Origin of the sequence: Parasulfuritortus cantonensis (assembly GCF_004337445.1) — a bacterium.
GTDB lineage: Bacteria > Pseudomonadota > Gammaproteobacteria > Burkholderiales > Thiobacillaceae > Parasulfuritortus > Parasulfuritortus cantonensis.
In genome coordinates this window covers 57,249-80,520 of record NZ_SJZB01000018.1, presented here as the reverse complement: position 1 = coordinate 80,520, position 23,272 = coordinate 57,249, and the positions used below count along the sequence as shown (strand labels likewise).

Annotated in this window: 26 protein-coding genes; 19 read left to right on the top strand and 7 right to left on the bottom strand. The window is 69.0% G+C overall.

Annotated features, from left to right (window positions below; translation table 11 throughout):
- Nucleotides 1-191 precede the first annotated feature (191 nt).
- The 11 genes from EZJ19_RS05295 (at nt 192) to rplS (ending at nt 10,608) form a co-directional block, all read left to right on the top strand.
- Nucleotides 192-1,232: a sigma 54-interacting transcriptional regulator gene (locus EZJ19_RS05295; protein WP_131445250.1), complete on the top strand. Its 1,041-nt coding sequence runs from the start codon at nt 192-194 to the stop codon at nt 1,230-1,232.
- Nucleotides 1,222-3,423, top strand: coding sequence for a peptidase domain-containing ABC transporter (locus EZJ19_RS05290; RefSeq protein WP_206199320.1), 2,202 nt, complete (start codon nt 1,222-1,224; stop codon nt 3,421-3,423). The genes EZJ19_RS05295 and EZJ19_RS05290 overlap by 11 nt, the downstream gene beginning before the upstream one ends.
- Entirely contained in the window at nt 3,420-4,799 is a 1,380-nt protein-coding gene (locus EZJ19_RS05285) for an HlyD family type I secretion periplasmic adaptor subunit (protein WP_131445249.1), read from the top strand. Before EZJ19_RS05290 ends, EZJ19_RS05285 begins: the two co-directional genes overlap by 4 nt.
- Nucleotides 4,800-5,071: 272 nt before the next feature.
- Nucleotides 5,072-5,650: a hypothetical protein gene (locus EZJ19_RS05280; protein WP_131445248.1), complete on the top strand. Its 579-nt coding sequence runs from the start codon at nt 5,072-5,074 to the stop codon at nt 5,648-5,650.
- A gap of 86 nt (nt 5,651-5,736) precedes the next feature.
- Nucleotides 5,737-6,321 carry a hypothetical protein gene (locus EZJ19_RS05275; protein WP_131445247.1) on the top strand — a complete coding sequence of 195 codons (585 nt, stop codon included), beginning with the start codon at nt 5,737-5,739 and terminating at the stop codon, nt 6,319-6,321.
- A 38-nt stretch (nt 6,322-6,359) separates the two neighbouring features.
- On the top strand, nt 6,360-6,938 hold the full coding sequence (locus EZJ19_RS05270) for a hypothetical protein (protein ID WP_131445246.1): 579 nt from the start codon (nt 6,360-6,362) through the stop codon (nt 6,936-6,938).
- Nucleotides 6,939-7,039: 101 nt separating this feature from the next.
- Entirely contained in the window at nt 7,040-8,536 is a 1,497-nt protein-coding gene (locus EZJ19_RS05265) for a TolC family protein (RefSeq protein ID WP_131445245.1), read from the top strand.
- Nucleotides 8,537-8,665: 129 nt separating this feature from the next.
- Complete coding sequence (gene rpsP / locus EZJ19_RS05260; RefSeq protein WP_131445244.1) at nt 8,666-8,917, top strand: 30S ribosomal protein S16; 252 nt, start codon at nt 8,666-8,668, stop codon at nt 8,915-8,917.
- A 13-nt stretch (nt 8,918-8,930) separates the two neighbouring features.
- The gene (gene rimM, locus EZJ19_RS05255; RefSeq protein ID WP_131445243.1) at nt 8,931-9,413 is read left to right on the top strand and encodes a ribosome maturation factor RimM; all 483 of its coding nucleotides are present in this window, start codon (nt 8,931-8,933) and stop codon (nt 9,411-9,413) included.
- Nucleotides 9,410-10,186, top strand: coding sequence for a tRNA (guanosine(37)-N1)-methyltransferase TrmD (gene trmD / locus EZJ19_RS05250; RefSeq protein WP_206199319.1), 777 nt, complete (start codon nt 9,410-9,412; stop codon nt 10,184-10,186). Before rimM ends, trmD begins: the two co-directional genes overlap by 4 nt.
- Nucleotides 10,187-10,242: 56 nt before the next feature.
- Nucleotides 10,243-10,608 carry a 50S ribosomal protein L19 gene (gene rplS, locus EZJ19_RS05245; RefSeq protein ID WP_131445242.1) on the top strand — a complete coding sequence of 122 codons (366 nt, stop codon included), beginning with the start codon at nt 10,243-10,245 and terminating at the stop codon, nt 10,606-10,608.
- A 60-nt stretch (nt 10,609-10,668) separates the two neighbouring features.
- On the opposite strand, the gene EZJ19_RS05240 is transcribed toward rplS, so the two are convergent.
- Together EZJ19_RS05240 and polA are read right to left on the bottom strand one after the other, a co-directional pair.
- Nucleotides 10,669-11,529, bottom strand: a complete 861-nt coding sequence (locus EZJ19_RS05240) for a hypothetical protein (protein WP_131445241.1) — start codon at nt 11,527-11,529, stop codon at nt 10,669-10,671.
- A 1-nt stretch (nt 11,530) separates the two neighbouring features.
- Entirely contained in the window at nt 11,531-14,296 is a 2,766-nt protein-coding gene (gene polA, locus EZJ19_RS05235; protein WP_131445240.1) for a DNA polymerase I, read from the bottom strand.
- Here polA and EZJ19_RS05230 point away from each other — a divergent pair.
- From EZJ19_RS05230 to EZJ19_RS05195, 8 genes are all read left to right on the top strand, one after another.
- The gene (locus tag EZJ19_RS05230) at nt 14,295-15,017 is read left to right on the top strand and encodes an LOG family protein (protein ID WP_131445239.1); all 723 of its coding nucleotides are present in this window, start codon (nt 14,295-14,297) and stop codon (nt 15,015-15,017) included. The genes polA and EZJ19_RS05230 overlap by 2 nt on opposite strands.
- A 35-nt stretch (nt 15,018-15,052) precedes the next feature.
- Nucleotides 15,053-15,394 carry a DUF2782 domain-containing protein gene (locus EZJ19_RS05225; protein ID WP_131445238.1) on the top strand — a complete coding sequence of 114 codons (342 nt, stop codon included), beginning with the start codon at nt 15,053-15,055 and terminating at the stop codon, nt 15,392-15,394.
- A 49-nt stretch (nt 15,395-15,443) separates the two neighbouring features.
- Nucleotides 15,444-16,196, top strand: coding sequence for a BPSS1780 family membrane protein (locus EZJ19_RS05220; RefSeq protein ID WP_131445237.1), 753 nt, complete (start codon nt 15,444-15,446; stop codon nt 16,194-16,196).
- Nucleotides 16,193-16,687 (top strand): hypothetical protein, encoded by a 495-nt coding sequence (locus EZJ19_RS05215; protein ID WP_131445236.1) that lies wholly within the window; start codon nt 16,193-16,195, stop codon nt 16,685-16,687. The genes EZJ19_RS05220 and EZJ19_RS05215 overlap by 4 nt, the downstream gene beginning before the upstream one ends.
- Nucleotides 16,688-16,702: 15 nt before the next feature.
- The gene (locus tag EZJ19_RS05210) at nt 16,703-17,365 is read left to right on the top strand and encodes a sulfite exporter TauE/SafE family protein (RefSeq protein WP_131445235.1); all 663 of its coding nucleotides are present in this window, start codon (nt 16,703-16,705) and stop codon (nt 17,363-17,365) included.
- Nucleotides 17,366-17,404: 39 nt separating this feature from the next.
- Nucleotides 17,405-18,733, top strand: a complete 1,329-nt coding sequence (hslU, locus tag EZJ19_RS05205; RefSeq protein WP_131445234.1) for an ATP-dependent protease ATPase subunit HslU — start codon at nt 17,405-17,407, stop codon at nt 18,731-18,733.
- A 4-nt stretch (nt 18,734-18,737) separates the two neighbouring features.
- Nucleotides 18,738-19,202 (top strand): FKBP-type peptidyl-prolyl cis-trans isomerase, encoded by a 465-nt coding sequence (locus tag EZJ19_RS05200; protein ID WP_131445233.1) that lies wholly within the window; start codon nt 18,738-18,740, stop codon nt 19,200-19,202.
- A 93-nt stretch (nt 19,203-19,295) separates the two neighbouring features.
- Nucleotides 19,296-19,787, top strand: a complete 492-nt coding sequence (locus EZJ19_RS05195) for a DUF2059 domain-containing protein (RefSeq protein WP_131445232.1) — start codon at nt 19,296-19,298, stop codon at nt 19,785-19,787.
- 19 nt (nt 19,788-19,806) lie between these two features.
- Here EZJ19_RS05195 and EZJ19_RS05190 read toward each other — a convergent pair whose 3' ends face one another.
- The 5 genes from EZJ19_RS05190 to EZJ19_RS05170 are packed head-to-tail and all read right to left on the bottom strand — an operon-like array spanning nt 19,807 to nt 23,268.
- Nucleotides 19,807-20,643, bottom strand: a complete 837-nt coding sequence (locus tag EZJ19_RS05190; RefSeq protein ID WP_131445231.1) for a sulfotransferase family protein — start codon at nt 20,641-20,643, stop codon at nt 19,807-19,809.
- Nucleotides 20,644-20,661: 18 nt separating this feature from the next.
- On the bottom strand, nt 20,662-21,156 hold the full coding sequence (locus tag EZJ19_RS05185; RefSeq protein ID WP_131445230.1) for a dihydrofolate reductase: 495 nt from the start codon (nt 21,154-21,156) through the stop codon (nt 20,662-20,664).
- Nucleotides 21,157-21,169: 13 nt separating this feature from the next.
- Nucleotides 21,170-21,964 carry a thymidylate synthase gene (locus EZJ19_RS05180; RefSeq protein WP_131445229.1) on the bottom strand — a complete coding sequence of 265 codons (795 nt, stop codon included), beginning with the start codon at nt 21,962-21,964 and terminating at the stop codon, nt 21,170-21,172.
- A complete protein-coding gene (locus tag EZJ19_RS05175; protein ID WP_131445228.1) occupies nt 21,964-22,671 on the bottom strand; it encodes a flagellar brake protein in 708 nt (235 codons plus the stop codon). Before EZJ19_RS05175 ends, EZJ19_RS05180 begins: the two co-directional genes overlap by 1 nt.
- 42 nt (nt 22,672-22,713) lie before the next feature.
- The gene (locus tag EZJ19_RS05170) at nt 22,714-23,268 is read right to left on the bottom strand and encodes a hypothetical protein (protein ID WP_131445227.1); all 555 of its coding nucleotides are present in this window, start codon (nt 23,266-23,268) and stop codon (nt 22,714-22,716) included.
- Nucleotides 23,269-23,272: the final 4 nt, after the last annotated feature.

The window sequence follows — 23,272 nt, the reverse complement described above, 5'->3', positions numbered from 1 at the left end:
ATTGAAGTGAAAAATATGCTCTTTATAATCACCAAAATGATAAATCTTGCAGATAAATGCTAACCGGCCAGGCTGGCACGCGGCTTGCGTAGGGCTGCCCGGAATACGACGGCCGGCGACCCGCGCGGCCGGGTTGGCGTGCCGCCCGGTGCCTGTCGCCGACACACCGGGGCACTTGAACGGGAGGCAGCATGGCATCACCACAACAACTGACGCTCGCCGCGAGCACGCCGGCGAGCGATATCGCCGTGCGCGGCATTGTCGCGCGCTCGCAGCAGATGCGCGATCTGCTGCGCGACGTCGTGCTGTATTCGAACTGCGACGCCAACGCCCTGATCCTGGGCGACACCGGCACCGGCAAGGAGTCCATCGCCCGGGCCCTGCACCAGGGCCATGCGACGCGCTGGCGCGGGCCCTTCGTCTCGGTCAACTGCGGCGCCATCCCGGACGGCCTGTTCGAGTCGGAGTTCTTCGGCTACACCAAGGGCGCATTCACCGGCGCGGTGACCGACCACGCCGGCTACCTCGAGCAGGCCCACGGCGGCACCCTGTTCCTCGACGAACTCGGCGAACTGCCCCTGCACCAGCAGGTCAAGCTGCTGCGGGTGCTGGAACAGCGCACGGTCACCCGGCTCGGCTCGCGCACACCGGTCCAGGTCGATTTCCGCCTGGTCGCCGCGACCAACCGCGACCTGCGCCGGATGGCCGCCCAGGGCGGCTTCCGTACCGATCTCTACTACCGGGTGGCGGTCCTGGTGTTCCGCCTGCCCAGCCTCGACGAACGCGGCCCCGAGGACAAACGCGCGATCTTCGAGACCATCCTCCGGCGCCTGGCCGAGCGCAACGGCTATCGCCTGGGCAACGTCCCGGAATGGCTGCTCGACGCGGTCGAGCGCTGCCATTTTCAGGGCAACGTCCGCGAACTGATCAACCTGGCGGAACGGGTCGCCATCACCTGCCAGGCCACCGGCGGCTGGAACGCCGACCTGCTGACGGCCATGCTGCACCACCCGCCGGGCGCCGATACCGCGCCGGCGCGCAGCTGGTCGGCCCGCGAGGAGGCCGAGCGCGACCGCATCCTGGCCCATCTGGAAAACCACGGCTGGCGCCGCCAGGTGACCGCCACCGCCCTGGGCATCAGCCGCAAGGTGCTGTGGGAGAAGATGCGCAAATACTGCCTGTTCGAGGCGCCGTCCCTGGACGCCGGCAACGGGGGACGTCTTGGCAGTTGACGCCGCCATCGCGGGGCACCTCGCCCCGCCCGCAGGACCTTCGACAACGACGCAGGAGAAGCCCCGGGACAGCCAGGCGCGGCGTGCCCACTCGGGCATCTACGCCTTCTGCCTGGTGTCGGCCTTCCACCAGCGCCCCTGCGACCCCGAACTGCTGGCCCTGGCCGAAGGCTTCGAGCAACGTCCGGCCGGCATTGCCGACCTCCTGCTCATCGCCCGCCGGCGCGAGTTCAAGGCGCGCGCGGCGCGTTTCGCCTGGGCCGACCTGCAACGCCAGACCTTCCCGGTACTGGCCGAACTGGCCAACGGCGACTTCCTGGTCGTGGCCCGGGTCGAGGCGGACCGCGTCGTCCTGGTCGAGCCGCGCAAGGGCCAGCCGCTGGTCGCCACCCAGGCCCAGTTCGAGGCCATCTGGACCGGCCGCCTGGTCCTCCTGCGGCCCAAGCTGAGCTGGGACGACCCGAACCGGCGCTTCGGCCTGGCCTGGTTCCTGCCGGTGGTGAAGAAATACCGCAAGGTGCTCGTCGAAGTCGCCCTGGCGGCCTTCGTGATCCAGCTCTTCGCCCTGTCGACGCCGCTGTTCACCCAGTTGGTCATCGACAAGGTCCTGGTGCACCGTTCCCTGTCGACGCTCAACGTGCTGGGCATCGGCATGCTCATGGTGGTGGTGTTCGAGGGCATATTGAACGTCCTCAAGACCCAGCTGCTCACCCACACCACCAACCGCATCGACGTCACTCTGGGCGCGCGCCTGTTCAACCACCTGCTGCGCATCCCGTTGCGCTATTTCGAGGAACGCCGGGTCGGCGACACCGTGGCCCGGGTGCGCGAGCTGGAGAGCATCCGCCAGTTCCTAACCGGGTCCAGCATGGTGGCCCTGATCGACGTCCTGTTCCTGGGCGTGTTCATCGTCGTCATGCTGTTCTACAGCGTCGAGCTGACCCTGGTCCTGCTCGGCACCCTGCCGCTCCTGGCCGGGCTCTCCCTGGCCGCCTTCCCGACCCTGCGCAAGCGGCTGTCGGACCGCTTCGACCGCGGCGCCGAATACCAGTCCTTCCTGGTCGAGACGATCACCGGCATCCTGACCGTCAAGGCACTCGCCCTGGAGAACCAGATGTACCGGCGCTGGGAAGGCCTCCTGGCACGCTACGTCATGGCCTCCTACCGGACCGACCTGCTCGCCGGCGTGGTCGGTTCCCTGGGCCAGGCGGTGCAGCGCCTGATCACCCTGACCCTGCTCTGGTACGGCGTCCACCTGGCCCTGGACGGGCGCATCACGGTCGGCCAGCTGATCGCCTTCCAGATGATCGCCGGCCAGGTCACCGGGCCGGTCCTGCGCATGGTGCAGACCTGGCAGCATTTCCAGCAGGTCGGCGTGTCCATCCAGCGCCTGGGCGACCTCATGAACACGCCGGCCGAGCCGATCCTGAACACCGCCCGCAGCAACCTGCCACCCCTGCGCGGCCGGGTCACCCTGCAGGGCGTGCGCTTCGGCTACCGCCACGACGCCCCGCCGGTGGTGCGCGACGTCGACGCGGACGTGGCACCCGGGACCTTCGTCGGCATCGTCGGCCGCAGCGGCTCGGGCAAGAGCACCCTGGCCAAGCTGCTGCAGCGCCTGTACCTGCCGGACGCCGGCGCCATCCTGCTCGACGGCATCGACCTCAAGGAACTGGACCCGGTCTGGCTGCGCCGCCAGATCGGCGTGGTCCTGCAGGAGAACTACCTGTTCAACGGCACCATCCGGGAGAACATCGCCATCCACATCCCGGACATCGCCATGGAACGCGTGCGCGAGGCCGCCGCCCTGGCCGGCGCCGACGAGTTCATCACCAACCTGCCGGACGGCTACGACACCGTGGTCGGCGAGCGCGGCGCCGCCCTCTCGGGCGGCCAGCGCCAGCGCATCGCCATCGCCCGCGCCCTGCTCACCAACCCGCGCATCCTGATCTTCGACGAGGCCACCAGCGCCCTCGACTACCGCTCCGAGCGCATCATCCAGGCCAACCTGGGCCGCATCTCTGACGGCCGCACGGTGTTCATGGTGGCGCACCGCCTGTCCGCCGTGCGCCATGCCGACGTCATCCTGGTCATGGACGAGGGCCGGGTCGTGGAGCGCGGCAGCCATGACGCGCTGATGGCCATGGACGGCGCCTACGCCGCCCTGTTCCGCGAGGACGGCCAATCGTGACCACCTTGCGGAAGCGCCTCGCCGCCCGCCTGGAACACCTGCGCCGGGCCCTGCTCGAGGGCCGCGAGGCGGCCCGGGTGCGCGAACTGCGCCGGCTCGAACAGGACTTCCTGCCGCCCCTGCTGGAGATCCAGGACACGCCGCCGTCGCCGCACAAGCGCATGGTGCTCTGGGCCCTCCTGGCCCTGCTCTCGCTCGCCCTCCTGTGGAGCTGGCTCGGCCGCGTCAGCGTGGTCGCCACGGCGGCCGGGCGCTTCATCCCGAACGGCCGCCTGCAGGTGGTGCAACCGCTCGAACTGGGCGTCGTCAAGGCGATCCGCGTGCAGGCCGGGCAGCAGGTGCGCGCCGGCGACACCCTGGTGGAACTCGACACCGAGGCGCTCGACGCCAGCCAGGCCGCGGTGGCCGGCAACCTCGAGCTGAACGAGGCCAGGCAGCGCCGCCTGGCCGGGCAGCTGGCCGGCCGCGCCCCGGACGCCGGGCTCGCCGACGCCGGCGAACGCGGCCTCTGGCAGGCCGAGCTGGACGCCCACCGCAACCAGGTCGCGATCGCCCGCGCCGCCGTGCGCGAGGCCGAGGCCGACCTGGCCGCGGGCGAAGCCATGCTGGCCAACCTGGCCAACGCCGTCGCCATCGCCGACAGCCAGGTCGCCGACGCCAAGGCCCTCGCGGACCTCGGCGCCCTGGCCCGCAACGACTACCTGCGCGAGGAACGCGACCGCCTGGCCCGGCACGGCGACCTGGCCAGCCAGCGCGGCCGGGTGGCGGCGGTACGGGCCCACCTCGCTTCGGCGCGCGCCGACCTGGCGCGCCTGGACGCCGAACGCCGCGTGCGCCTGTTCGACCAGGTGGAGAACGCCCGTCAACAGCAATATGCCCTCGCGGAAAGCCAGGTCAAGGTCGCCCACGAACTCGCCGCGCAGCGTCTGCGCGCCCCGGTCGCCGGCACCGTCCAGGCGGTCAACATCACCTCCCTGGGCGAAGTCGTCTCGCCCAAGCAGGACGTGGTCACCATCGTGCCGCGCGACGTGCCCCTCATCGTCGAGATCCGGGTCGCCAACCAGGACGCCGGCTTCGTCAAGGTCGGCCAACCGGTCGAGGTCAAGGTCGACGCCTTCCCGTTCATGCAGTACGGCGTCCTGCCCGGGCGCCTGACCTGGATCAGCCCGGACGCCGAAACCGACAACCAGCAGGGCCTCTACTACCGCGCCTGGATCGAGACCGACGCCCTCGCCCTCGCGCGCGACGGCCGGACGCTGCCCATGCGCCCCGGCATGGCGGTGACCGTGGACGTGAAGACGGGCGAACGACGCATCATCGAATTCTTCCTGTCGCCGCTGCTGAAGAACCTGAAGGAGAGCGTGTCGGTGCGTTGACCGGCGCCGCGTTACGTTACATCGGACGCCGCGTTACCCGATGTTCCGTAACACCCGGGCCGCCGACGTCCGCCCCTTTCCCCGGCAAGCGGATATAGGCATCTGAATTCACTGGTTTTTTTGTTCTAAAGGTAAAAAACAACAACTGGCACGTACATTGCTAATAAATATATTGTGCAGATTGTGAACGTGCACACCGAAACCAGGCCCCGTAGGCACCCTGGAACGGTTTTCAGACAGCCTGCATTTCCATATCACTAAGGAGAAATACTATGGGACTTCTTGATGCCTTGTTCGGTGGCGGCGTGTCCGCTGACGACGTGAACTCCATCCTCAGCTCCACGGCGTCCAACGCCTCCGCGCTGAGCAACGTCGCCGCGGCCAACTCCAACACGCTGGTCAACAGCGTGATCGAAGGCATGACCAACATGGTCAACACCACGCTGCAGACCACCTTCGATGGCGTCACTGCCCTGGAGGAAAGCACCATCGCCGCCACCGCCGATGCCATGAACAGCGTCGCCGCTTCGGCCATTAGCTTCACCGAGGCCTCCGCCACGACCGTCTATGACAGCGCCGGCAACGTGCTGCAGGAAACCCAGTCGGTCAGCCATGACGGCGGCGCCGCCATCATGACCGCCTACGCCACCTACACCCTGGGCTCGCTGACCGCCGGCATCGGCGAAGGCATCGCCGGGATGATGACCGGTGTCGGCAACGGCGCCGGCGCGGCCATGGCCAACCTGGCTTCGCACCTGCCCGACGCACTGCCCAGCCTGTCCACCTCCCTGGGCGCGTCGATCTCGGCCAGCCTGGGTACTTCCGGCCTGCTCGCGAACACCTCGCTGTAAGCGATCCGACGGGGGAAATGAAGGCCCGGCCCGATGGACCGGGCCTTTTTCCGATGCACGACTGACACGAACTAGGTACGCAACAAATGCTAACCAGCCTATTGAACGCGGTGGGCGGCCTGCTCGGCTCGGTGGTCGACCTGTTGGGCGGCATCCTGGGCAGCCTGACGCGCGCACTGGCGCCGGCCTCGACCACGGATCTCGTCGCCACCGTCGCGAGCACCGACACCGCCTCGGCAAGCGCGACGGAACAGATCGACACGGCCATCGACGCCACCTCGTCGGCGGCCACCGACCTGCTCGACACCGCCATCGACGGCACCGACCAGCTGCTGGAGACCGGCCTGGTCGACAGCGCCCACGCCCTGGGCGATCTCGCCGAGGACCTGGCCGACCTCACCATCACCACCATCACCACCAACTACCGCGAAGACGGCACGGTATCGAGCGTGGTAGAGGAGGTTTCCCACGCCCCCGGCGCCCTGGTCATGATGCAGTACGTCAGCGAGGTGCTGGCGCCCCAGGTCGACGGCATCGGCGACGGCGTCAGCCAGTTCATGCAGGAGACCGGCACCGGCGTCGAGACCGCCTTGGGCAACCTCACCGCCTACGACCTCAGCTATTCCACGACCATCTTCGGCACCAGCCAGCTGGTGATCGAACGCACCTGACCGGGCGTCGCCCCGGCTGAACGGATTTCGAGTTGACCATGGACCTAACCACCACCACCAGCATCCAGAGCATCATCGAACAAGGCCTGCAACAGCAGATGTCAATCTCGCAGGAGGCCAGCCTGGCGCAATTGAACAGCACCCAGGCGGCCCTGGTCGCGGACGGCCGCGTCGACGCCGTGATCGCCAACATGAGTGCCGCCCAGGCCTGGAACATCGACGACAGCCTGCTGGACAGCACCGACTCCGCGCTCGGCAACGTCCTCGGCAGTACGGTCGCGCTCAGCGAACTGATGAGCAACGGCATTGTCATGGTCGCCGCCGGTTCCGAGACGACCGTCAACGAAGACGGCACCGTGACCGTCACCCGCAGCGTCAGCCACGCCCCGGGCGTCGCCATGATCCTGGACGAGTTCACCGACCAAAGCGTCGTCCCGGCGCAAAGTGCGGCCGGCCTCCTGGCCGCTTCGCTGAGCCAGCAGGGGAGCAACGTGGCGGACAACATGAGCGCCTTCGCCAGCGGCCTGGTCGACCAGATCGACGACTTCGTCACGGCCGGCCTGGCGAGCAGCGCGCTGGGTGCCGGCCTGGTCATCAACCTGTCCGCCTACTATTGACCTGATCCTTGTCGCCCAGACGCGCATCTCCGCCGGTTCCCGCCGACGGCCGGGGACCGGCGTGCCCGCGGCCGCCCGGCCCGGCACGCCGCCTGCTGGCCATGGCGGCGTGCCTGTTTCTGGTCTGTGCCGCCCTGCCCGGCGCGGCGGCCGCGCGCAGCCATGCCGGCCGTGCCCCGGCGTCGCCCCGGCCACCGGCGCTGCTCCTGCGTTTCGACCTCGCCCTGGCCGGCCAGGCGCTGGTCACGCCCTGGCTGGATTCCGCGCGCGCGCCCGCCACCGAGGCGGACCTGCCGGGTGGCCTGCGGCCGCGCCCGCTGACCTTGCGCCAGGCCCTCGACCAGGCCATGGCCGACGCGCCCGCCCTGGCGCGCGGCCTCGCCGCCGTGGACAAGGCCGAGGCCGGGCTCACCGGCGCCGGCAACGCCTTCCTGCCGCAGCTGGACCTGCAGGCCCAGCTGGCGCGCTACGGCAACCCGGGCAAGCAGGCCACCCTGATCGGCTCCACCGTGGTCCAAGGCGAGGCGGCGTTCTACAGCAGCTACGCCGCCCTCTCGGCCAGCCTCAACCTGTACGCCGGCGGCCGCAACCGGGCCGGCTACCTGGCCGCCCACGCCGAGTTCGACGCCGCGCGCGAAGACCTCGAGGACCTGCGCATCCGCCAGCTCACGCGCGTGCTGGAGGGCTACACCGCCCTCGTCAAGGCCCAGGAAAGCTATCGCAACCAGCGCGAGGCGGAAGCCCGCTACGCCCGGCGCACCGAACTCGTCGCCGCGGCCCAGCGCCTGGGCGAGGCCAGCCGGCTGGACCTGGGAGCCGCCCGCCAGGAACTCGGCAAGCAACGCCAGCTGAGCCTGCAACAGGCCGCCGAACTGGAAGCCCAGGCCGGCCAGCTCGCCGTCGGCCTGGGCGCGGAGTTGCCGGCCGGCGTCCGTCTGCAGGCGTTGGACATGATCCCGGAGCCGCCCGCCCTGCCCGACCCGTCCGCCTTCGACCCCGACGCCGCCCTGGCCGACCATCCCGCCCTGCGCGCCGGGCGTCTGCGGGTCGAGGCGGCACGCAACAAGGTCGACGCCGCGCGTGCCCTGAGCCGGCCCCGGCTGGACCTGGTCGGCAGCTACAACTGGGTCGGCCGCGACGCCAACAGCGCCGGCGGCGCCATCGACGCCACCCAGGCGAACAGCTACACGGTCGGCCTGGCGCTGCAGCAGAGCCTGGCACCGCTGGTCCAGAAGAACACCGCCCTGCAGGCTGCCCAGGCGGAGCTGAGGGACGCCGAGGCGCAGTTGCGCGAGACCCGGCTGGGGCTCTGGAACGCCCAGCGCCAGGCCCTGGCGGAGGTTGCCCGGGGGCGCGCCGCCCTCGCCATCGCCCGGGAAGCGGAGGCGGACGCGACCGAAGCGCTGACCTTGCAGCTGGCCCGCCAGCGCCACGGCCGTGGCAGCGAACGCGAGCTCATCGACGCGCGCGGCAACGCCGCCGCGCGGCAACTGGAGCGCCTGTTCCAGGATTGCAACTACCGGCTGACCGCCTGGGCGGCCTTCGCCGTGCTCGATCCGCGCCGCTATGCCGCCACCCTGTTGGCGAACGCGCACTGAGCGGCGCCGCGCGCGATACCGCTCCGGACAACCTAATTGTTTGATTTTCTAGACGGCTTTATCTAGAATCTCGTGCTTTTCCGCGCGCCCTCCCGCGCGCCCCGGAAACTGACTAGGAATCACAGGATTATGGTAACCATTCGACTGGCCCGCGGCGGCTCCAAGAAGCGTCCCTTCTACAACATCGTCGTCACCGACTCCCGCAACCGTCGCGACGGCCGCTTCATCGAGCGCATCGGCTTCTACAACCCGGTCGCCTCCGGCAGCGCCGAAGGCCTGCGCATCAACCAGGAACGCCTGTCCTACTGGACCGGCGTCGGCGCCCAGGTTTCCGACACCGTGACCCGCCTGACCCGTGGCGCGCAACCCGTCGCCGCCTGAGGATCTGGTGGTCATGGGGCGGATCGCCGCCCCGTATGCGGTACGCGGCTGGGTCAAGGTCCAGCCGTTCACGGAGTATCTGGACAACCTGCTGGACTACCCGGTCTGGCATCTGGGCAAGGCCGGCAGGTGGCGCGAGTACAAGGTGCTGGAGGCCAAGGTGCACAGCCAGTTCCTGCTCGCCCAGTTGGACGGCGTTGCCGACCGCGACGCCGCCGAGGCCCTGCAGGGCCAGGAGGTCGCGGTGGCGCGGGCGGAATTGCCGGCGCCCGAGGCGGACGAGTATTACTGGGACGACCTGGTCGGCCTGGAAGTGGTGAACCTGGCCGGGGAAGCCCTGGGCCGGGTGGCGGAGATGCTGGAGACCGGTGCCCACGACATCATGCGGGTGACCGCGGGCGACACGGAGCGGCTGATCCCGTTCACGGCACCGATCGTCGCCACGGTCGACATCGCGGCCGGGCGCATCGTCGTGGATTGGGGCACCGACTGGTGACACCGCGGTACCACGTGGTGACCCTGTTCCCGGCCCTGTTCGCCGCCCTGACCGAATACGGCATCAGCGGCCGGGCGGTCAGGAACGGCCTGCTCGAGTTGAGGTTCTGGGACCCCCGGGACTTCACCTCGGACAGCTACCGGACGGTGGACGACCGCCCGTTCGGCGGCGGTCCCGGCATGGTGATGCTGGCCGAACCGCTGGACCTGGCGCTCACCGCCGCGAAAACGGCGTTGCGCCGTGACGGCATCGCGCAGCCGCGCCTGGTTTATCTTTCGCCGCAGGGGCGGACGCTAAACCAGGCTCTGGTTGAGGAACTGGTGCAGGAACCGGCCCTGGTGCTGCTGGCCGGCCGCTACGAAGGCATCGACGAGCGCGTGTTCGCCCGTCACCCGGTGGAGGAGGTCTCCATCGGCGACTATGTCCTGTCGGGCGGCGAGCTGCCCGCCATGGTGTTGCTGGATGCGTTGATCCGGCAGTTGCCGGGGGCGCTGGGCCACGCCGGCTCGGCGGCCGAGGACTCCTTCGCCGACGGTCTGCTGGACTGCCCGCACTACACGCGGCCCGAGGTTTACCTGGGTCTGGGCACGCCGGCCGAGTTGCTTACCGGCAACCACGCCGGGGTGGCGCGCTGGCGGCTCAAGCAGTCGCTCGGGCGGACCTGGCAACGGCGGCCGGACCTGCTCGACCGGCGGTCGCTGAGCCGCGAGGAATTGGATTTGCTCGACGAATTTCGTCGGGATGTAGCCGATCCGGGTAAACCGGGTCATTAGAAACCGCGCCATGTATCCGCCGGATACCTATAGCGCGAACCTGAAAGGAACCGACGATGAACCTCATCGCCCAACTCGAAAACGAAGAAATCGCCCGTCTGGGCAAGACCATCCCCGAATTCTCCCCCGGCGACACCGTCGTGGTGCAGGTGAAGGTGAAGGAAGGCAACCGCGAACGTCTGCAGGCCTATGAAGGCGTCGTGATCGCCAAGCGCAACCGCGGCCTCAACTCCAGCTTCATCGTCCGCAAGATCTCCGCCGGCGAAGGCGTCGAGCGTACCTTCCAGACCTACTCTCCGCTGGTCGCCGCCATCGAAGTCAAGCGCAAGGGCGACGTCCGCCGCGCCAAGCTGTACTACCTGCGCGGCCGTACCGGCAAGTCCGCCCGCATCAAGGAAAAGCTGGAAATCAAGAAGGCCTGAGCCTGACTGTACCCCGCTGAAAAGGCCGCCCCCGGGCGGCCTTTTCCATTGCCGTCCGCCCTAGAGCAAGTCGGCCAGCCCGAAGGTCGCCGGCAGGCCGGCCAGGACGCCGGGACCGAGGCGCCGGAGCAGGTCGCGGGCCTCCTCCCGGTGCCGCTCATCCACCCGCGTGACCTCGGCGTTGCGATTCCGGGCCGGCGGGACGACGAGCCGGCCGGAATCCACCGGCAGGCCGAAAAAGGCGAACAACTCGGCGATCCGGGCCGGCTCGTTGAGATCCGGAGTGAGCAGCCTGAAACAGCGCACCGCCGGGTTGCGCTCGAGGAAACGCAAGCGCCGCCGCTCACACTCCAGCCAGACCCACAGATAGTACTGGAAGCAGGTCAGGTCCCCTGCCGGCGGCACCAGGCAGTTGCGTCGCGCCTCCGGGTGCGGGTGCCAGGCGCCCAGCGCGCGCAGGAAGTCCGGGCTGCCTGCCGGCCGGGTGTTGCGGTTGCAGTGGCTGACCGCCACCTCCATGGGGTCGCGCACCAGGTGGATCAGCCCGAGGTTCGGGAATTCCTCGACCAGGGCGTCGCCCAGCGAGGACAGGAAGGCGTGATTGGATTCCAGATACACCCGGCAGCCCAGGCGCCGGATACGCCGGGCGCGCAGGTGCACGAGCCGGTCCAGGACGCGTTCGCCACGGTCGTACCATTGCAGCGCGCGGCCGAAACCACGCCGGTCCAGCTTGCGGACGCGGCGCAGAAACAGGGCCTCGTAGAGGCGTTCGTAGACCGTCTCGGGCTGGTAGCCGGGCTCGTGCTCGGCGACGCAGCCGGGCACGTTGCGCTGGAACAGCTCCACCAGCGAGGTGCTGCCGGTACGCCCGGTGGTGGCGGTGAAGAGCACGAGTTCGGGACTGGCACCGCGCTTCGTCATGTCAGTGCGCCGCCTCCCAGTTCGGCCCGACGCCCGCTTCCACCTTGAGCGGCACCTTCAGGTCGGCGACCCCGCCCATCAGTTCCGGCAGCCGGGTCCTGACCCGGTCCAGCTCGGCCTCGGCCACTTCCAGCACCAGTTCGTCGTGCACCTGCATGATCAGCCGGGTCTGCAGGCATTCGGCGTCGAGCCAACCCTGGACGGCGATCATGGCCAGCTTGATCAGGTCGGCGGCGGTGCCCTGCATGGGCGCGTTGATGGCGGCCCGCTCGGCGCCCTGGCGACGCTGCGGGTTGCCGCTCCTGATCTCGGGCAGGTAGAGCCGGCGCCCGAACAGGGTCTCGACGTAGCCTTCCATCTTGGCCTGCTCGCGGGTACGCGCCATGTATTCGGCGACGCCGGGATAGCGGGCGAAGTAACGGTCGATGTAGGCCTGGGCGGTGGTCCGGTCGATGTTCAGCTGGGCCGCCAGGCCGAAGGCCGACATGCCGTAGATGAGGCCGAAGTTGACCGCCTTGGCCATGCGGCGCTGCTCGGGCAGGACCTGCTCGGGGGCGAGGCCGAGCACCTCGGCGGCGGTGGCGCGGTGGATGTCGGCATCCTCGGCGAAGGCCGCCAGCAGGCGCTCGTCGCCGGACAGGTGGGCCATGATCCTGAGCTCGATCTGGGAGTAGTCGGCCGAGACGATGACGCAGCCGGGCTCGGCGACGAAGGCCTCGCGTATCTTGCGGCCTTCCTGGGTGCGCACGGGGATGTTCTGCAGGTTGGGGTCGTTGGAGGCCAGGCGGCCGGTCACCGCGACGGCCTGGCTGTAGGTGGTGTGCACCCGGCCGGTGGCCGGATTGACCATCAGCGGCAGCTTGTCGGTGTAGGTCGACTTCAGCTTGGCCAGGCCGCGGTAGTCCAGGATCAGTTTGGGCAGCGGGTAGTCCTCGGCCAGCTTCTCCAGGACCTCCTCGTCGGTGGAGGGTGCGCCCTTGGGCGTCTTCTTGAGCACCGGCAGTTTGAGCTGGTTGAAGAAGATCTCGCCGAGCTGCTTGGTCGAATTCAGGTTGAACGGCTGGCCGGCCGCGGCGTGGGCCTTCTGCTCGATCTCCAGCATCTCCCGGGCCAGGAAGTCGGAGTGCCGGCGCAGCAGTTCGCAGTCGAGCTTGACGCCGGTGCGCTCGATGCGCGCCAGGATGGGCAGCAGCGGCATCTCGATGTGCCGGTAGACGTGGTCCAGGCCGGCCTCGGCACGGACGCGCGGATACATGGCCTGGTGCAGGCGCAGGGTGATGTCGGCATCCTCGGCGGCGTAGGCGGTGGCGCGCTCGACGTCGACCTGGTCGAAGCCGATCTGGCCGGCACCTTTGCCGCACACCTCCTCGTACTTGATCGTCGTCTCGCCCAGGTGGCGCTCCGCCAGGGTATCCATGTCGTGGCGCTCGTGCGCCTCGAGGACATAGCTCTGCAGCAGGGTGTCGTGGACGATGCCCTGGAGATCGACGCCGTGGTTCTTCAGCACGTGCCAGTCGTACTTCAGGTTCTGGCCGACCTTGGCCCGGTCCGGGTCTTCCAGGATCGGTTTCAGGTGCGCCAGCGTGGCCGCCAGGTCGAGCTGGTCGGGGGCGCCGGCATAGGCATGGGCGAGCGGCAAATAGGCGGCCTCGGCGACCGGCGCGTCGAAGCCCAGCTCGGCCTGGGGATGGGCCCGGGCGGGAACGACCGAGAAGGACATGCCGACCAGGCGCGCCTGCATCGGGTCCAGGCTGGTCGTCTCGGTGTCCAGGCAGATCAGCTCGGCGCCGGCGAGCTTGTCCAGCCAGCGTTCCAGGTCGGCCGCGCCGAGCAGGGTCTCGTAGCGCCGCTCCACCCTGGCCCGCGGCGGCGCCACCGCGCCGCCCTCGGCCGGCGCGGACGCCGGGGCCGCGGCACCGGGCGCCTGCAGCTCGCGCAGCCAGGTACGGAAGTTGAAGCGCTCGAACAGCTCGAACAGCTTGTCGCGGTCCTCGGGCTGCCAATGCAGCTGGTCGAGCGCCACCGGCAGGGCGACGTCGTCCTTGACCGTGACCAGGGTGCGTGCCGTGGGCAGCCAGTCGAGGGCCTGGCGCAGGTTCTCGCCGGCCTTGCCCTTGACCTCGCCGGCCCGGGCCATGAGTTCGTCGAGGCCGCCGTATTCGGCGATCCACTTGGCGGCGGTCTTCGGGCCCACCTTGTCCACCCCCGGCACGTTGTCCACGGCATCGCCGACCAGGCTCAGGTAATCGACGATGCGCGCCGGCGGCACGCCGAACTTGGCCTGCACGCCGGCCTCGTCCAGGGTCTCGTTGGTCATGGTGTTGACCAGCCTGACCCGGGGCGTGACCAGTTGGGCCAGGTCCTTGTCGCCGGTGGACACGATGCTGGCGAGGCCCTCGGCCTCGGCCCGGCGCACCAGGGTGGCGATGACGTCGTCCGCTTCCACGCCCTCGATCATGAGGATCGGCCAGCCGAGCGCGCGCACGGCCTCGTGGATGGGTTCGATCTGCCGCGCCAGGTCCTCCGGCATCGGCGGCCGGTGGGCCTTGTATTCGGGATAGAGGTCGTCGCGGAAGGTCTTGCCCTTGGCGTCGAACACGCAGGCGACGAAGGCGGCCGGATTCTCCTTGTGCAGGCGACGCAGCATGTTGATGACGCCATAGAGGGCGCCGGTGGGGAAACCATCCCGGTTGCGCAGGTCCGGCAGGGCGTGGAAGGCGCGGTAAAGGTATGATGAGCCGTCCACCAGCAACAGGGTATGGTCCATGAAGAAGATTCCGAATGTGGTCGATCCAGAGGGCAGCAAGGAGGCCCTGCTTTCGGCGCGCGAGTCCTGGCGCATGTTCGAAATTATGGCAGAGTTCGTCGAGGCGACCGAACGCCTGGCCCCGATCCGCCCCGCCGTGACCATCTTCGGCAGCGCCAGGGTGAAGTCCGGCAACCCCTATTACCAGCTCACCGAGACCATCGCCCACAAGCTGTCCAACGCCGGCTTCGCGGTCATCTCGGGCGGCGGCCCCGGCATCATGGAGGCCGCCAACAAGGGCGCCTACTACGGCAAGTCGCCCAGCGTCGGCCTCAACATCCAACTCCCCCACGAGCAGCACGCCAACCCCTACCAGGACGTCTCCCAGACCTTCCGGCACTTCTTCGCCCGCAAGGTCATGTTCGTCAAGTTCGCCAGCGCCTACGTCATCATGCCGGGCGGCTTCGGCACCCTGGACGAACTCATGGAGGTGCTCACCCTGGTGCAGACCGGCAAGATCCGGCGCATCCCGATCATCCTGGTGCACGGCCCCTTCTGGCGCGGCCTGCTCGACTGGATCAAGGGCACGATGGCCGCCGAGGGCATGATCGATCCCGAGGACGCCGGCCTGCTCCAGATCATCGACGACCCCGACCAGATCGTCGAGGCGATATTCCGCCACTACGAGAATTCCTGCCTGACGCCGACCCCGCGCGATCGGGAGATACTGCTGAGCCTGTGAGGTACAATTCAATACACAGTCATTGGGAATTCATCATGCGCACAACCCTGTTAGTCCTGACCGCCGGTCTGGCCGTGTTCCCGCTCGCCGCCGGCGCGGTCGACGACAAGCCGCCCCAGCTCCAGCCGGTGCCCGAGATCGCGCCGCCGCCGGGCGTCCAGGACCCGGACCTGGAACCGAAGGTGACGATCAGCCGGCGCGGCGACGACAAGGTCGAGGAATACCGCCTGCACGGGCGCCTGTACATGATCAAGGTGACGCCGCGCCACGGTAAGCCCTATTACCTGGTCGACCAGCGCGGCGACGGCCTGATGCGCCGCTACGACGACCTGTCGCCCAACCTGGTCGTGCCGATGTGGATGATCAAGGAATTCTGATGCCCGCACCGGTCCACGGGCGCCGCCGCGTGGCGGCGCTCGTCGTTTCATGAGCGGCTCGCTCGGTATCATCCGGCCGCCGGCGGGCGCCGGTCTGGACTGGCTGAAGGCCGGCTGGGGCTGGTTCAAGCCGGTGCCCGTTCCCTGGATGGGCATGACCGCGCTGGTCTTCCTCGCCCTCATGGGGGTCGGCGCCATCCCCTACGTGGGCGGATACGCGATCGAGATCCTGTCGCCGTTCCTGGTTGCCGGCTACATGTCCGCGAGCCGGGCCGCCGAAACCGGCCAGCCGGTCACCTTCCTGCACCTGGGCGCCGGCTTCGCCGACACGCGCGGCCGCCTCGGCCTCGCCGTCATGGGCACCGTCTACCTGGCCGGCATCCTGCTCATCGACCAGATCATGCGCCAGATGGGCGGCGACGGCTTCCAGCAGATGTCGCAACTGGCCGCCAACCCGGCCGGCCAGGACCCGGCCCAGGTCGAGGCGGTCATGGGCCAGGCCCTGCCCGCCGTGTTCACCGGCCTGGTCCTCCTCACGCCGCTGGTCATGGCCACCTGGTTCGCCCCCGCCCTGGTCCTGTTCGACGGCTTCTCGGCCGTCAACGCCATGTGGTGGAGCCTCTGGGCCTGCGCCGTCAACTGGCGCCCGATCCTGGCCTACAGCATGCTGCTGGGCCTGCTCGGCGTGGTCGCCATGCTGATTCCGTTCGGTCTCGGCCTGCTGGTCTTCCTGCCCTGGGTCCTGTGTTCCACCTACGCCGCCTATCGGGCCATCTTCCAGCCGGTCGCCGCCGTACCATGAACCCCTGGCTCGCCCCGCTCCTCGCCCTGGCAGTGGCCGCCTCCGCGGCGGCCGGCGCGGAACCGGTCAAGTTCAGCGATGCCCTGTACGCCAAGTTCCAGGACGCCCGCTGCCTGCAGTGCCACCAGTTCAACAGCCGGCGCAGCAACGGCCGCGCCTGGACCTCGCACCGTACCCGCTACCTGTGCGAGAACTGCCACAAGCCGGCGCTGACCGGGCTGCTGGGCGGAGAGTGGATGGCACCGCCCGGCGAGAAGATGGATTACACCGGCTACTCGGCGCGCGAGACCTGCGAGTTGATCAAACGCAACACCCCCACCGGCGACAAGGCCGAGGTGCTGTCCCACCACCTGCTCACCGACTCGCGCGTGCTCTGGGCCATCAAGAGCGGCATGACCCCGGCCGGCCGGCGCCCGACCATGCCGGGCGGCTACGACGAATGGGCGCGTGACGTGCGCGCCTGGGTGGCGGACGGCATGATCTGCGACTAGCCGTACCTGGGGCCCATGCCGGAAATCAGCCTGATCACCGCCTTCCTCGCCGGCCTGCTGGGCGGCGCCCATTGCGTCGGCATGTGCGGCGGCATCGTCGCCGCGATGTCCCTGCAGGGCGGCCGGCGCCAGCCCCTGCCCTTCCATCTCGGCTACAACCTCGGCCGCCTGGCCAGCTACACCCTGGCCGGCGCCCTGGCCGGCCTGGCCGGCTCCGCCGCCTTCCTGTCCGACCGCCTGCTGCCGGTGCAGACCGGCCTGTTCGTCGTGGCCCAGGTCGTGCTGATTCTGATGGGTCTCTACCTGGCCGGCCTGAACCGTGCCGTGCTCTGGCTGGAGCATGCCGGCGGCGGCCTCTGGCGCCGTCTGCAGCCGGTATTCGGGCGCCTGCTGCCGATCCGCGACTTTCCCGGCGCCGTCGCCGCCGGCCTGGTCTGGGGCTGGCTGCCGTGCGGCCTGGTCTACAGCGTCCTGGTCACCGCCCTGGCCAGCGGCGGACCGGTTTCCGGCGCCCTGCTGATGCTCGCCTTCGGCTTCGGCACCCTGCCCAACCTGCTGGCCATGGGCTGGGCCGCCGAGCGCCTGCGCGCCCTGGCCGCGAACCGCGCCGTCAAGCTCGCCGCCGGCCTCATCGTCGCCGGCTTCGGCGTCTGGGGCCTGCTCGGCCTGGTCCGCTGAGGCTACACTTAGACAACCCCGATTCGAGGCCTCGCCGCCATGTCCCAGATGACCCCCCAGGAGATCGTCCACGAACTGGACAAGTACATCGTCGGCCAGACCGAGGCCAAGCGCGCCTGCGCCATCGCCCTGCGCAACCGCTGGCGGCGCATGCACGTGGCCGACGGGCTGCGCCAGGAGATCACGCCCAAGAACATCCTCATGATCGGCCCCACCGGCGTCGGCAAGACCGAGATCGCCCGCCGCCTGGCACGCCTGGCGCGTGCCCCCTTCATCAAGGTCGAGGCGACCAAGTTCACCGAGGTCGGCTACGTCGGCAAGGACGTCGACAGCATCGTCCGCGACCTCGTCGAGATGGCGGTCAAGCAGGCCCGCGAGGCGGCCGCCGAGCAAGTCCGCTTCCGCGCCGAGGAGGCCGCCGAGGAGCGCGTCCTCGACGCCCTGCTGCCGCCGGCGCGCGAGGCCTGGGGCGAGGAACGCAAGGCCGAGGATTCCGGCACCCGGCAGAAATTCCGCAAGATGCTCCGCGAGGGCCAGCTCGACGACAAGGAGATCGAGCTGGACATCGCGCTGCCGGCCACCAGCATGGAAATCTTCGCGCCGCCCGGCATGGAGGAGCTCACCAGCCAGTTGCAGGGCATGTTCCAGAACCTCGGCCAGAAGCGCAGCAAGACCCGCAAGGTGAAGATCGCCGAGGCCATGAAGCTGCTCGTCGACGAGGAGGCCGCCAAGCTGGTCAACGAGGAGGAGATCAAGGCCGAGGCGGTACGCAACACCGAGCAGAACGGCATCGTCTTCCTCGACGAACTGGACAAGATCGCCAGCCGGGCGGAAGGCCAGGGCACCGACGTCTCGCGCCAGGGCGTGCAGCGCGACCTCCTGCCCCTGGTCGAAGGCGCCACGGTGTCGACCAAGTACGGCATGATCAAGACCGACCACATCCTGTTCATCGCCAGCGGCGCCTTCCACCTGGCCAAGCCCTCCGACCTGATTCCCGAACTGCAGGGCCGCTTCCCGATCCGGGTCGAGCTGCAGAGCCTCTCGGTGGCCGACTTCGAACGCATCCTGACCGCCACCGACGCCTGCCTGACCAGCCAGTACCGGGCCCTCCTGGCAACCGAGGGGGTGGGCCTGGAGTTCGCCCCCGAGGCCATCCGGCGCCTGGCCGAGATCGCCTGGCAGGTCAACGAACGCACCGAGAACATCGGCGCCCGGCGCCTGTATACGGTCATGGAACGCCTGCTCGACGACCTCTCCTTCGACGCCGACAAGCGCGGCGGCGAGACGATCACGGTCGACGCCGCCTACGTCGACACCCGCCTGGCCGAACTCGCCCTGAGCGAGGACCTGGCCCGCTACGTATTGTGAAACCATGAAGATTGCCGACAACACCGTGGTGACCCTGGACTACCAGGTCGCCGACCCTTCCGGCCACGTCGTCGACCCGGGCAAGGAGCCGCTGGTCTACCTGCACGGCGGCCACGGCGACCTGTTCGCCAAGCTCGAGGACGCCCTGGCCGGGAAGACGGTCGGCGACGCGGTCAAGGTCAACCTGCTGCCGGAGGACGCCTTCGGCCTCTACGACAAGGAACTCATCCTCAGCGAAAGCCGGGCGGGCTTCCCGGACGAGCTCGAGGTCGGCATGCAGTTCGAGCTGACCAACCCCGAGGACGACCAGGAGACCCTGTACCGGGTGGCTGAGTTCGACGCCGACCAGGTGGTCCTGGACGGCAACCACCCGCTCGCCGGCCTGGCCCTGGTGTTCACCTGCACGGTGACCGGCCTGCGCCCGGCCACGGCCCAGGAGATCAAGCGCAAGCGGGTCCTCGGCCCCTAGCCGGGCCGGCGCCGGCGCGGTGCCTGGGCCGGCCGCCCGGCTTCCGGTAAGGTATCCGGCCAGACATAAACAATCGACCATGGGAGGTTGATCATGAAAGCGCTCCAACGCCTGCTGGCGGTCCTGTTCCTGGTGATCGCGGCCACCGCGTCGGCCGACGAATTGACGGCGGCGAAACGGCACGACATCGAGACCCTGCTCGACATGACCGGCGGCCTGGCGGTCGGCCAGCAGTTCTCCGCGGCGATCACCAAGCAGCTCACCGAAACCCTCAAGCGCAGCCGCCCCGACATCCCGGCCCACGTCTTCGAGGTGCTCGGCCAGGAGGTCGAGGCGGTGTTCGCCGACCACCAGTCCGAACTCAAGGCCGCCCTGGTGCCCATTTACCACGAGCATTTCAGCGCCGCCGAGATACAGGAACTGATCCGCTTCCATTCCACCGCGGTCGGCCGCAAGGCGATCCGGGTGATGCCGAGCCTGGTCGAGGCGGGCATGCAGGCCGGCAAGCGTTGGGGCGAGGCGCTCGGGCCCGAACTGAACCGCCGCGTCGCGGCCCGGTTGCGCAGCGAAGGCGTCCGGCTCTGAGCCCGGCCGGCGCGCCGCCCTACCAGTTGAGCGGGCCGATGGCCTCGAACAGGTCGGCGTTGGCCTGCCGGTAATACTCGGCCAGGAAGCGGGCGTCCGCGTCGGCCATGGCCGCGGCATAGGGCCTGGCGTTCTCCGGCCGGTAATCGAAACGGCCCCAGTCCAGCGCCGCGGCACCGATGAAGCGGGTGACCCCGGCAAGGGTATCGACCGGGCGCTCGACCAGGTCGCGAAATCCCAGTACCAGCATGCGGTCGCGCCCGAACAGGCGCCAGTAGCGTTCCAGCTGCGGCAGGTACAGGCCCCGACGCAGGATGGCCGGCTCGCAGCCGGCCCCCCGCTCGATCATCTCGAGTTCCAGATCGAGGCAGGCGCGAAAGTCCGGAAAGCTCGACCGGCCGGCGAAGAAGGTCTCGTACAGGCGGTCGCCCGGATGCCGCGCGGCCGTCTCGGCCGGCGCCGTCACGGCGCCCTGCTCGAACTGCAGGCGGTAGTGGTTCCAGGCCGAGTAGGCGCGTTTGACCGGGTCGCGCAGCATCACCACCAGCTTGACCTCCGGGAGCCCGGCATGGATGTGCTCGGCGGCGTCCGGGGCATACAGGTAGGCCGGCGTCGACTCGAAATAGAGCCGCCCCCGGGGGCCGACGAAATGGCGCCGGTAGGCGTCCAGCGTCATGCCGGCGTGGATGTCGCGGTCGAAGTAGTGCAGCTCCTTGGGCTTCGAGCCGACCAGGCCGGGATGCCGGCGCAGGTACTTGTGCAGCGACGTGGTGCCGGCCTTCTGGGCACCGATCACCAGGAAGTCCGGCAGATGCGGCCGCTCGACCAGGCGACGCGCCAGGCGGGCCAGGTTCATCGCCGCGGCCGCGCCGGGTCAGCGCACCCGGTCATAGACGACGAAGTCGTAGGCCAGCCCGGCCGCGCTGCGCTGGTGCGCGCGGCTGCTCTCGCGCCAGGTCGCGCCCCGGTCGAACTCGGGAAACCAGGCATCGGCCGGATAGTCGGCCTGGATCTCGGTGATGTACAGGCGGTCGACCCGGTCCATGGCCTGGGCGTACAGGCTGGCGCCGCCGACGAAGAACATCTCGGCGTCGCCGGCGGCCAGGCGCTGCGCCTCGTCCAGGCTGTGGGCGACCAGGCAGCCGTCCATGCGGTAGCCCGGGTCGCGGCTGACGATCACCGTGGTGCGCCCGGGCAACGGCCGGCCGATCGACTCGTAGGTCTTGCGGCCCATGATCAGGTGGTGGCCCATGGTCAGGTTCTTGAAATGCTTGAGGTCCTCGGGCAGGTGCCAGGGCAGCTGGTTGTCGATGCCGATGGCCCGGTTGCGTGCCATGGCGACGATGAGACTGAGTCTGGACGTGGTCATCTCGCGTTCCCCCTCACACCGCCACCGGCGCCTTGATGCCCGGATGGGGGTCGTATCCCTCCAGGGTGAAGTCCTCGTACCGGAAGGCGAACAGGTCGGTGACGTCGGGATTGAGGCGCATGCTCGGCAGCGGCCGGAAATCGCGCGACAGCTGCAGGTCCACCTGCTCCATGTGGTTGAGGTAGATGTGGGCGTCACCCAGGGTGTGCACGAAGTCGCCCGGCTTCAGGCCGGTCACCTGGGCGATCATCATGGTCAGCAGGGCGTAGCTGGCGATGTTGAAGGGCACGCCCAGGAAGATGTCGGCGCTGCGCTGGTAGAGCTGGCAGCTCAGGCGGCCGTCGGCGACGTAGAACTGGAAGAAGGCGTGGCAGGGCGGCAGCTTCATGTTCGGAATCTCGCCCACGTTCCAGGCCGAGACGATGATGCGGCGGGAATCCGGGTTGTGCCTCAGGGTATCCAGGATTTCCTGGATCTGGTCGACGTGACGGCCGTCCGGCGCCGGCCAGTTGCGCCACTGGTAGCCGTAGATGGGGCCGAGGTCGCCGTTCTCGTCGGCCCATTCGTCCCAGATGCTGACGCCGTTGTCCTTCAGGTACTTGATGTTGGTGTCGCCCTGAAGGAACCAGAGCAATTCGTGGATGACCGACTTCAGGTGCACCTTCTTGGTGGTCAGGAGCGGGAAGCCGGCCGCCAAGTCGAAGCGCATCTGGTAGCCGAACACGGAGATCGTGCCGGTGCCGGTGCGGTCGGCCTTGCGGACGCCATGGGCGAGGACGTGCTTGAGCAGGTCGTGGTAGACGCGCATCAGTCGGTTTCCTTGAGCAGGTACTGGTAGACCAGGTTCATGATGAGCAGGCGCTGCTGCGGGTTGAGTTCGCCGAACTGCACGCCCAGGGCGGTGGCCGGGCGGCCCTCCTCGTCATCCTCGTCGGCGACCGAGCGCATGGCCGCCGAGGTCTCGACGATCTCCTCGATGTCGTCGAGCCGGATCTTGAAGGCCAGATACACCTGCTCGCCGGGGACCGGGAAGCCGCGCGGGACCTGGATGCGGGCACCGCCGACGCTCAAGTCGACGATGCGGCCGGCACCGATCTGGCGGCCGCCGGCGCGGTCGTAGAGCGCGGCGATGATCTGGACGCGCGCGCGCACCGCCTTGCGGATGCGCATCAGCTGGACGGTTTCCGGATAGGACAGGTGCAGGTAGGGGAACGGCGCATGCTGGGCCTTGAGCACCTTGGCCTTGAAGGCGCACACGTTGAGGCCCGAGAAGGCGCGCACCAGGAACGGCTGGCCGTCGCGCACGAAGATCAGCTTGCCGTCGATCATGGGTGCCGTGACCAGCACGCTCTTCGGCTTCATGACGCCGATGATGCGCACGGTCAGACGTTCCTGCGGCCCCTCGACCAGGGGCTGTAGCTGCAGGGCGTCGCCCGGCATCAGCTTCACCTCGTCGAGGGTGGCGGTCTTCTCCAGCCCCGGGGCCGGCCCGGGTCGCGTCTTGTGGGCGGTCATACCTATTTAATATATGTGTGGATGGCAAGCCGTCGCCGGCGCTCAGTGCAACGTGGTCCGTTCGAGTTCGGCGAGCAGGTCGCGCACCAGCTTGCGGCCGAGTTCGCCCATCCCCTTGGTCAGGCGCGCCTCGTCCCGTTCGCCGTCGATCAGGCGCCGCATGATACCGCCCAGGCGGGCCATGTCGCCGCCCGCCTTCATCATCTGCTCGGCCATGTTGGCCAGGGTGGTGAAGGCCTCGACGTTGCCGCGTGCCGCCAGCATGACCATGGTCGCCAGGCCCGGTGCCGCGGCCTGGGCGTCGCCGGCGTTGCCGAGCGCCGGCAGGGTGGCGGGATTTGCGATGCCGGCCAGGATGGCCTCGACGATCACCTTGTCCTCCTCGTCCAGGCCCAGCATGAGGGTGCGCTCGCGCTGGCCGTCGAGGATCTGGCGCACCACCGAGACCAGCAGGGCCCAGCCCCGGCTCTCGGCCTCGCGCAGCATCTCCAGCAGCGCCGGGATGCGGCTGCGGTCGCGCACGGCGTCCACCACGGCGTGGATGAAGGGGGCGTGCATCTTCAGCACTTGTTCGGCGGCGGCGGGCAATTCGGCCATGCAA

Coding starts and splice junctions, on each gene's coding strand:
- EZJ19_RS05210 (WP_131445235.1), top strand. CDS start 16,703: ATGCCGGAAATCAGCCTGATCACCGCCTTCCTCGCCGGCCTGCTGGGC.
- EZJ19_RS05180 (WP_131445229.1), bottom strand. CDS start 21,964: ATGCGCGTCTACCACGACCTGCTCAAGCACGTCCTCGCCCATGGCGTC.
- EZJ19_RS05225 (WP_131445238.1), top strand. CDS start 15,053: ATGCGCACAACCCTGTTAGTCCTGACCGCCGGTCTGGCCGTGTTCCCG.
- rpsP (WP_131445244.1), top strand. CDS start 8,666: ATGGTAACCATTCGACTGGCCCGCGGCGGCTCCAAGAAGCGTCCCTTC.
- EZJ19_RS05230 (WP_131445239.1), top strand. CDS start 14,295: ATGAAGAAGATTCCGAATGTGGTCGATCCAGAGGGCAGCAAGGAGGCC.
- EZJ19_RS05175 (WP_131445228.1), bottom strand. CDS start 22,671: ATGACCGCCCACAAGACGCGACCCGGGCCGGCCCCGGGGCTGGAGAAG.
- EZJ19_RS05265 (WP_131445245.1), top strand. CDS start 7,040: ATGGCGGCGTGCCTGTTTCTGGTCTGTGCCGCCCTGCCCGGCGCGGCG.
- EZJ19_RS05275 (WP_131445247.1), top strand. CDS start 5,737: ATGCTAACCAGCCTATTGAACGCGGTGGGCGGCCTGCTCGGCTCGGTG.
- EZJ19_RS05200 (WP_131445233.1), top strand. CDS start 18,738: ATGAAGATTGCCGACAACACCGTGGTGACCCTGGACTACCAGGTCGCC.
- EZJ19_RS05185 (WP_131445230.1), bottom strand. CDS start 21,156: ATGACCACGTCCAGACTCAGTCTCATCGTCGCCATGGCACGCAACCGG.
- rplS (WP_131445242.1), top strand. CDS start 10,243: ATGAACCTCATCGCCCAACTCGAAAACGAAGAAATCGCCCGTCTGGGC.
- EZJ19_RS05195 (WP_131445232.1), top strand. CDS start 19,296: ATGAAAGCGCTCCAACGCCTGCTGGCGGTCCTGTTCCTGGTGATCGCG.
- EZJ19_RS05215 (WP_131445236.1), top strand. CDS start 16,193: ATGAACCCCTGGCTCGCCCCGCTCCTCGCCCTGGCAGTGGCCGCCTCC.
- EZJ19_RS05295 (WP_131445250.1), top strand. CDS start 192: ATGGCATCACCACAACAACTGACGCTCGCCGCGAGCACGCCGGCGAGC.
- EZJ19_RS05190 (WP_131445231.1), bottom strand. CDS start 20,643: ATGAACCTGGCCCGCCTGGCGCGTCGCCTGGTCGAGCGGCCGCATCTG.
- EZJ19_RS05270 (WP_131445246.1), top strand. CDS start 6,360: ATGGACCTAACCACCACCACCAGCATCCAGAGCATCATCGAACAAGGC.
- EZJ19_RS05220 (WP_131445237.1), top strand. CDS start 15,444: ATGAGCGGCTCGCTCGGTATCATCCGGCCGCCGGCGGGCGCCGGTCTG.
- EZJ19_RS05170 (WP_131445227.1), bottom strand. CDS start 23,268: ATGGCCGAATTGCCCGCCGCCGCCGAACAAGTGCTGAAGATGCACGCC.
- hslU (WP_131445234.1), top strand. CDS start 17,405: ATGTCCCAGATGACCCCCCAGGAGATCGTCCACGAACTGGACAAGTAC.
- EZJ19_RS05240 (WP_131445241.1), bottom strand. CDS start 11,529: ATGACGAAGCGCGGTGCCAGTCCCGAACTCGTGCTCTTCACCGCCACC.
- polA (WP_131445240.1), bottom strand. CDS start 14,296: ATGGACCATACCCTGTTGCTGGTGGACGGCTCATCATACCTTTACCGC.
- rimM (WP_131445243.1), top strand. CDS start 8,931: ATGGGGCGGATCGCCGCCCCGTATGCGGTACGCGGCTGGGTCAAGGTC.
- EZJ19_RS05280 (WP_131445248.1), top strand. CDS start 5,072: ATGGGACTTCTTGATGCCTTGTTCGGTGGCGGCGTGTCCGCTGACGAC.